The sequence below is a fragment of the Comamonas sp. genome (genome assembly GCF_009360615.1).
Taxonomy (GTDB): domain Bacteria; phylum Pseudomonadota; class Gammaproteobacteria; order Burkholderiales; family Burkholderiaceae_C; genus Comamonas.
Genome location: NZ_SPEY01000015.1, coordinates 1 through 7,103, shown reverse-complemented (window position 1 = coordinate 7,103; position 7,103 = coordinate 1). Strand labels below are relative to the sequence as shown.

At 62.9% G+C, this 7,103-nt stretch carries 9 protein-coding genes and 1 pseudogene; 5 read left to right on the top strand and 5 right to left on the bottom strand.

Translation table 11 applies throughout. From position 1 onward, the window contains the following. Positions 1-213 precede the first annotated feature (213 nt). From E2583_RS03295 to E2583_RS03280, 4 genes are all read right to left on the bottom strand, one after another. Entirely contained in the window at positions 214-915 is a 702-nt protein-coding gene (locus E2583_RS03295) for an SPOR domain-containing protein (protein WP_291593212.1), read from the bottom strand. A 102-nt stretch (positions 916-1,017) separates the two neighbouring features. Further along, entirely contained in the window at positions 1,018-2,727 is a 1,710-nt protein-coding gene (argS, locus tag E2583_RS03290; protein WP_291593210.1) for an arginine--tRNA ligase, read from the bottom strand. Positions 2,728-3,084: 357 nt separating this feature from the next. Beyond that, positions 3,085-3,531, bottom strand: coding sequence for a DUF2214 family protein (locus E2583_RS03285; RefSeq protein WP_291593209.1), 447 nt, complete (start codon positions 3,529-3,531; stop codon positions 3,085-3,087). A gap of 85 nt (positions 3,532-3,616) precedes the next feature. Next, positions 3,617-4,552: a LysR family transcriptional regulator gene (locus tag E2583_RS03280; protein ID WP_291593207.1), complete on the bottom strand. Its 936-nt coding sequence runs from the start codon at positions 4,550-4,552 to the stop codon at positions 3,617-3,619. On the opposite strand from E2583_RS03280, the gene E2583_RS03275 reads away from it, so the two are divergent. The 4 genes from E2583_RS03275 (at position 4,551) to E2583_RS03260 (ending at position 5,696) form a co-directional block, all read left to right on the top strand. Continuing rightward, positions 4,551-4,793, top strand: coding sequence for a hypothetical protein (locus E2583_RS03275; RefSeq protein WP_291593206.1), 243 nt, complete (start codon positions 4,551-4,553; stop codon positions 4,791-4,793). The two genes, E2583_RS03280 and E2583_RS03275, sit on opposite strands and share 2 nt — an antisense overlap. Before the next feature lie 147 nt (positions 4,794-4,940). Then, a complete protein-coding gene (locus E2583_RS03270) occupies positions 4,941-5,288 on the top strand; it encodes a hypothetical protein (RefSeq protein ID WP_291593205.1) in 348 nt (115 codons plus the stop codon). A 25-nt stretch (positions 5,289-5,313) separates the two neighbouring features. Continuing rightward, complete coding sequence (locus E2583_RS03265; protein WP_291593204.1) at positions 5,314-5,583, top strand: hypothetical protein; 270 nt, start codon at positions 5,314-5,316, stop codon at positions 5,581-5,583. Further along, positions 5,553-5,696, top strand: coding sequence for a hypothetical protein (locus E2583_RS03260; protein WP_291593202.1), 144 nt, complete (start codon positions 5,553-5,555; stop codon positions 5,694-5,696). Before E2583_RS03265 ends, E2583_RS03260 begins: the two co-directional genes overlap by 31 nt. Before the next feature lie 312 nt (positions 5,697-6,008). Here the strand turns inward: E2583_RS03260 and E2583_RS03255 are convergent, their stop codons facing one another. Next, complete coding sequence (locus E2583_RS03255) at positions 6,009-6,368, bottom strand: hypothetical protein (protein ID WP_291593200.1); 360 nt, start codon at positions 6,366-6,368, stop codon at positions 6,009-6,011. Positions 6,369-6,846: 478 nt separating this feature from the next. Between E2583_RS03255 and E2583_RS03250 the strand changes: the two are divergent. Further along, positions 6,847-7,103, top strand: a pseudogene (locus E2583_RS03250) (malate synthase G); the annotation flags it as partial.

Sequence of the window (7,103 nt, the reverse complement as noted above, 5' to 3'; positions counted from 1 at the left end):
GAGTCAGGGCACCGGCGGCAGCTGCCGAGGCAGCCAGAGAGAATTCGCGACGTTTCATCTAAACAAACTCCTGTATCAGGTCTGCAGTATCAGAGCCGCTTGGCTCCAAAAAGTTCAGCAAAGTCCTCAATCCCGCCCCCTCTGCGCGGGACGGCTCAGGCGACAGCCCAAGGATCCCGGGGAAAGAAGGCGCGCAACGCCTCGCAGGGCTGATTATCGAGCCGCACGCACCAGGGTCGAGTCCACACCCGCGCCGTCCAGCTTGCCCTTGAGCTGCTCGGCGTCGTCACGCTTGCTGAACGGCCCCACGCGCACACGGAACACGGTGATGCCGTTTTGCTCGCGCTCGCTGATACGCGACTCCCAGCCCAGCATGGCCAGCTTGGCACGCTGCGCTTCCGCTTCGCTCTGGCCGCGGAAAGCACCTGCCTGCACAAAGTAGTTGAATGCCGAGTCCGAGGACGATGCGGCCTGGGCCGCCTTTTCCTTGTCGGCGCGCGCCTTGTCGGCCTTGTCGGCCGCTGCGGAGCGTTCCTTGACCAGATCACCCAGCGGATCGCCCGATCCGGGCTTGGCCGTCTTGTCCGGCGTGGCGGGTGCCGGCGGGGTGGTGACTCCGCCGGTTGCGGTGGGCTGAACGGCCGGCGTGGGTGGCGTCACCGTCACCTCGCTGGGAGGGACGGGCGGCGTCACCGGAGCCGGTGCGGGCTGACGGCTTTGCAACGGTGCGTTGGGGTCCCAGTTCTTGTTGCGCTCGGCCTCGGCCGCATCGCGCTGAGTGTTGTTGCCGCCCTTGTTGAGGAAGGGCACGGGCACCTTGGTCACATAGATGGCCACGGCCAGAGCCGCTGCCAGACCGATGACCATACCAAAGATAAGCCCCAGGATGGTTCCACCGCGTTGCTGGTTCTTCATATCTGTCGCTTGACGCTTTCTGCTTCGGTTATTCCATTCTCAGGTCGATCACCCCCCTGTGTGGCGCGGCCAACAGGGGGAGCGACAGGCCGGAAACTGGGATTACATGCGCTCGGGCGCATCCACGCCCAGCACCGCCAGACCATTGTGCAACACCTGGGCCGTGGCGGCGACCAGGGCCAGACGCGCGAGCTTGACCCGCTCATCGTCCACCAGAATGCGCTCGGCATCGTAGTAGCTGTGATAGCTGGAGGCCAGATCACGCAGGTAGAAGGTCACATCATGCGGTGCGTTGCCTTCGGCCGCTGCGGTCAGCATCTCGGGGTACTTGGCCAGCAGCAGCATCAGGGCCTGCGCCTGCGGGCCCTCCAGGGCAGACAGGTCCACATCCTTGAGCGAAGCCGGGCCGGCACCGCCGGCTTCCTGCCAGGCGCGCAGCACGGACTGGATGCGTGCATGGGCGTACTGCACGTAGTACACGGGGTTGTCGTTGTTCTGGGCGACGGCCAGATCCACGTCGAAGGTGTACTCGGTGTCGGGCTTGCGCGAGAGCAGGAAGAAGCGCACGGCATCCTTGCTGGTCCACTCGATCAGGTCGCGCAGCGTGACGTAGGAGCCGGCTCGCTTGCTGATCTTGACCTCTTCGCCGTTGCGCACCACGCGCACCATGGTGTGCAGCACGTAGTCGGGGTAGCCCTCGGGGATGCCCACATCGGCAGCCTGCAGGCCGGCGCGCACACGGGCAATGGTGCCGTGGTGGTCCGTGCCCTGGATGTTGACCACCTTGGTGAAGCCACGCTTGAACTTCTGGATGTGATAGGCCACGTCCGGCACGAAGTAGGTGTAGCCGCCGTCGGTCTTGCGCATCACGCGGTCTTTGTCGTCGCCGTAGTCGGTAGACCTGAGCCACAGCGCACCATCCTGCTCGTAGGTCTTGCCGTTGGCGATCAGGCGGTTGACCGTCGCTTCGACATGACCGTTTTCATAGAGGCTGGACTCCAGGTAGTACTCGTCGAACTTCAGGTTGAATGCCTGCAGGTCCTTGTCCTGCTCGTTGCGCAGATAGGCCACGGCGAACTGGCGGATATTGTCGTAATCCTCGACATCGCCGTTGGCAGTGAACTCGCGGTCATCGGCCTTGACGGTTTCCTGGTTCAGGAAGGCCTTGGCAATGTCGGCTATGTAGTCGCCGTTGTAGAAATTCTTGGCCAGCGGGTTTTCGCTGTCGGTGGGCCAGCACTCGTCGCCAGGCTTGAAGCCCTTGGCACGCAGCTGGGTGCTCTTGGTCAGGGTGTCGATCTGCACTCCCGCGTCGTTGTAATAGAACTCGCGGTGCACCTTCCAGCCCTGGGTGGCGTACAGATTGCTGATGGCATCGCCGATCGCTGCCTGGCGGCCGTGACCCACATGCAGGGGGCCGGTGGGATTGGCAGAGACGAACTCGACGAGGATGTTTGCACCGCGATCGGCCTGGAAGCCGAACCTCTCGGCCTGCGCCAGCACTTCGCGCACCACTTCCTGCTTGGCAGCAGGCTTGAGGCGGATATTGAGAAAGCCCGGGCCGGCAATTTCAATCGCATCCACCCACTGCTGGAAAGCAGCGGTGGCCTCCAGCGCGGTCTTGAGCTGCTCGCCCAGGGCGCGGGGGTTGGCCTTCAGGGGCTTGGCCAGCTGCATGGCCGCCGTGCAGGCGAAATCGCCATGGGCTGCCACTTTGGGGTTTTCAAACGCAGCGCGTGCGCCGGCGCCGGGCGAGAGTGTTTCGAGCTCAGCAGCCAGGGCCGCGAGCAATTCCTGTTTGACGGAGAGCATCGAGGGATTTTACGTGCCGGATTCAAGTCCTGCCGAATCGCTGGCACCACACCCCTGTTCCTGGGCCGGTTCGCCGGCTGGCGAACCGGAGCCCGATCCACCACGGCACCCGGCGACATTCAGCAGACAGGACCTTCACCGCGGCTGATCCACCCCTGGCATGGCCTGCCAGCACCCCCTCGCAGCCCGTCAAATGCCCACGACCTCAGGGATCGCGGATGCCCCCTTCTCTCACCCCTGCAGCAGGTACACCAGCTGTTAACGGGATACCGGCGCCACGCGCCAAGCACCGCATGACGCCGACATGAAAAAGGCCGCTTTGCAGCGGCCTTGCACTCTCGCACAGGCTGGCGCAGCCTACATGCCGCGCGCCCAGAAGATGGCAATCACGGCGATCACCGGCACCACATGGCCCTGCCACATCACCCATTTGCGGGTCTGCTTGATCTCAGCGGGCGGCGGCAGCTGACCGCTCGCATCCAGCGCCTTCTTCCAGCGCCGGAAGGTCAGAGTGGGCTTGAGCGACAGCGCAAAGGCGATGACGAACAGCGTCATCTTGAGATGGAACAACGGCGAGGCCATATAGGCTCCCATGCCCTTGACGCCCCATAGCAGGCGCGCAATGCCGGTCAGCAGCAGGACGACGGCGGCAATGCCGTAAATCAGGTCCAGCCGGGCCAGGCGCTGCACCACGGCGGCATTCATCCACTCCACACGGCACAGGGCGGCCTGGCTGGTCAGGAATACCACCAGGGTCAGAATCGCCAACAAATGGGCGCTGGCAAGAACAGCTTCAAAGGTCATGGCTTCTCGGTAGAAAAAATGGACGGATTGCGCAGCCCGCACCGGGCCACGGCAACCGGTCCATTGTCTCCCGTTTCAGGCGCATTCAGAGATCCACGCCGAGACGAAAAAAGTCCGGCTGGTTGTAATGGTGCTTGAGGTAGTCGATCCACATGCGCACGCGCAGCGGCATATGCTTGCGCTGGGGGAAGACCACAAAGATGCCGTTGGGCGGCGCCGCAAACTCTTCCAGCACGGGCACGAGGCGGCCTGCGGCGATCTCGGCCTCCACCTCCCAGGTGCTGCGCCAGGCAATGCCCCAGCCCCCCAGGCACCAGTCGTGCAGCACCTGGCCATCGGAGCAGTCCAGCGGGCCGCCCGGCTTGAAGTGCACGACCTCGCTGGTGCCGCTTTCGGGATGCGGAATGCGGAAGGCCCAGCCCCGGGTCTGCGAAGCGTCGGACGACAGCGTCAGGCAGTCGTGCTGCGTCAGTTCGCTGGGATGCCTGGGCGTGCCCCGTCGCTCCAGATAGCCGGGCGTGGCCACGCACAGGCGACGGTTATCGGCAATGCGCACGCTGACCAGGGCCGAATCCGGCAGATCGCCCACGCGCACCGCACAGTCAAAGCCCTCGCCCGCCAGGTCGACCACGCGGTCGCTGAGGTTCAGGGAAATGGTGACATCGGGATGCAGGTCGCGGAAACGCGGCACCAGCGGCGCCACATGGCGACGGCCGAAACCGGCGGGTGCCGTGATGCGCAGATGGCCCGTGGCCTTGACCCCCCCCGCCGACACGCTGGCCTCGGCATTGCACACATCCGAGAGAAGGCGCTGGCAATCCTCCAGGAAGGCGCTGCCTTCATGGGTCAGCGAGATGCGCCGCGTGGTGCGCACCATGAGCTTGACCCCCAGATGCTCCTCCAGCGCATCCAGGCGGCGCCCCATGATGGCGGGTGCCACACCTTCTGCCTTGGCGGCAGCCGTCAAGCTGCCCCGGGTCGCTACCGATACAAAAGACTCAAAAGCCTTGAGTTTGTCCATGACCGCTGCTCCTGTCTGGTCCGTGTTGTCTCCTGCGGCGGTCACATGCACTATTAATACAAGAGCACATACCGCACAAGCAGTCTTGATTTTTCAAATGTTTTTATCGAAAGTTCTTAAAACAAGAGCGCTGGCTGCCATGACGATAAAAGTCATCAATCAGCGCCTCATGACTGTCCCGCATGTGACTTCATTGCGATATATCTTACTTAGAAGTCACAAGTTGACAGCGAATCTTTGATGTTTACATATGTTTATATCAAAATTTACCGTTTTCCCTGAGGCAGGAATATCGCTTATTCGCCAGCGCCATGGGCTTGCGGGCATCGCCAGGCGGTAAGCCGATGATTTGCAAAACACATTTACAAATCCGCCGCCGCCCGCCCCCATGGTTTTTTCATCCATTTCGGTCGCCCGGCTGACCGATCTGCCGGGCCGATCGGGTCAGCGCTACGCGCTCTGGAATACCGCAGGAGTGCTGCGCATGACCACTCCGGCCTGGTGTCAATGGCTGGAGATGGACAAGAACGCCGGCCCCATCGGCCAGCCGCCGCCACAGCGGCTGCACGACCGGATCAGGAAAACCAGGGCCGGCGCTTCGCCGCCGCCCGGGGCTTGTGCCAGGAATATGAGGACACCTGCGCCGGTGATTCCATTGCGCTGCGCCACCGCCGCATACAACTCGCGCGGGGTGCCACCGATGCCCAGGGCCGGCATGAAGTGCCGATGCAGCTAGGCGGAAATATGCGAGTGGCGCAGTCATGGCCCGCCAGCGCCAGCAGTTGAAGACCCTGCAAGAACAGCTGCGCAGCCGCCGCCAGAGCCTTGCGGCTCGCCGCAGCATGTGCTGCAACAGCCGGGCACGCTGGACAACACCCTGGCCGCCAGGCACGAACCTCGTGGCCGGAGCCTTCAGCGAGACCGATCTGCCCGCGCTGATCAAGCGGGTGCTGTCATGCGAACTCCTGGCCCGGCACCTGCGCGGCCAGGGATGGATGTCATGGCATACGACGACAGCAGCGACCGGCTGACCGAGGGCTTGGCCTATCGCTTCGATTGCTTTGTGCTCGATCCGATGCGGCCCGGGGCGGCCGGCACCGAGCCACTGCGCATCATGATCACCGCGCGCACGGCCTGTGCGTGAAGCCGGGCACCACGGGCCCGATGCCGAGGGAATGCTTTTTTGCAGGCCCGGGGCGGAACCCCTCCACCGGGATCACATCCGCAGCCTGCCGACCCATACCCGCGCAGCCGGGTCCGACAACAGCGCACACGCCACCACCTACCGGTGGCGCCGCCACCACGAAACGCCCCCTGCGACCATGCCGCTGCAGTCACTGCAGAAGGTGGGCGACCATTTCCGCGTCCCGCTGATCGCCACCTGACCAGGCCGACGCGGCCCGCAACAGGCCAAGAACAGGCACGCAGGACCATCGCACGTTTCAGCCCTGTTGCATCACATCACGAACCTGGACTCCACGTCCGACACCTTGCGCCGGGCCAGGGCCAGATTGGCACGGCCGTTGTCCAGCACGTAATAGATGAAGATGCCGTTGATCTTCTCGGCCGGACGCAGGATGTGATACTGCTTGCCAAGGGTGATCAGAATGTCTTCGATGCTGTCGTTCAGGCCCAGGGACTGCATGGTCTTCATCTTGGCCCGCACCACCTCGGTATTGCCGGCCGCAGCCAGCTCCAGGTCCACGCCCGCTCCGATGCTGCCCAGCAGCATGCCGCTGTGGTAATCCACCACTGCCGCGCACATGGCGCCATCCAGAGTCATCAGATCCTGCAGGCTTTCGTTCAGATTCGCCATCAGCGAGCTCCTTGATAAAGATGGACTGGCCGCCACCGGAAGTTGCTCAATTTGTTTCAAGCTTAACGAATCATTTCCGCGTACGGATTTCCACGCATGACAGACAAAACCCTGTCATTTGATGGCATGCACTCACTTCAAGACAGATGCAGACCGCGCAGAAGCCGTCTGCTCCGCTGTATCAGCCAGGCCAGACAAGCGATCACCGCTATCGCTTCAGGAGAGAGCCCGTATCGCATCCCTGAGAGGCTGCCGGTCATGGCCGAAGCCACTGCCGCGCCCACTGCGCAGAACGGACGGGACTTGGCAGCTGCCGTGCAGCAAACGCATAAAGTCCGCCGACTCCATATAAAAACATCATGAGTTCTGAACTGTTTAGGCTATTTATGTACTCAAAAAATTCAAATACAGTCTCTCCACATGCTGCCCGTGATGGGCAACGACTCTTGAATCCCGAGACACCAACCAGAGGTTTCCAATGACTGATCGCACCCAAGTCCACGGCCTGCAAGTCGCCACCGAGCTGTACAACTTTGTGAACACGCAAGTGCTGCCAGGCACGGGCGTGGACCCGGATACCTACTGGAAGGGCTTTGATGCCATCGTGGCCGATCTGGCCCCCAAGAACGCGGCATTGCTGGCCGAGCGCGATCGCCTGCAGACGGAGCTCGATACCTGGCACAAGGCCAACCCCGGCCCCATCACCGACATGGTGGCCTACCGCAAGTTTCTGAC

Bases quoted from the DNA above. Each gene is read 5' to 3' on its own strand.
- E2583_RS03295 (WP_291593212.1), bottom strand. From the start codon at position 915: ATGAAGAACCAGCAACGCGGTGGAACCATCCTGGGGCTTATCTTTGGT.
- argS (WP_291593210.1), bottom strand. From the start codon at position 2,727: ATGCTCTCCGTCAAACAGGAATTGCTCGCGGCCCTGGCTGCTGAGCTC.
- E2583_RS03285 (WP_291593209.1), bottom strand. From the start codon at position 3,531: ATGACCTTTGAAGCTGTTCTTGCCAGCGCCCATTTGTTGGCGATTCTG.
- E2583_RS03275 (WP_291593206.1), top strand. From the start codon at position 4,551: ATGACCGCTGCTCCTGTCTGGTCCGTGTTGTCTCCTGCGGCGGTCACA.
- E2583_RS03280 (WP_291593207.1), bottom strand. From the start codon at position 4,552: ATGGACAAACTCAAGGCTTTTGAGTCTTTTGTATCGGTAGCGACCCGG.
- E2583_RS03270 (WP_291593205.1), top strand. From the start codon at position 4,941: ATGGTTTTTTCATCCATTTCGGTCGCCCGGCTGACCGATCTGCCGGGC.
- E2583_RS03265 (WP_291593204.1), top strand. From the start codon at position 5,314: ATGGCCCGCCAGCGCCAGCAGTTGAAGACCCTGCAAGAACAGCTGCGC.
- E2583_RS03260 (WP_291593202.1), top strand. From the start codon at position 5,553: ATGGCATACGACGACAGCAGCGACCGGCTGACCGAGGGCTTGGCCTAT.
- E2583_RS03255 (WP_291593200.1), bottom strand. From the start codon at position 6,368: ATGGCGAATCTGAACGAAAGCCTGCAGGATCTGATGACTCTGGATGGC.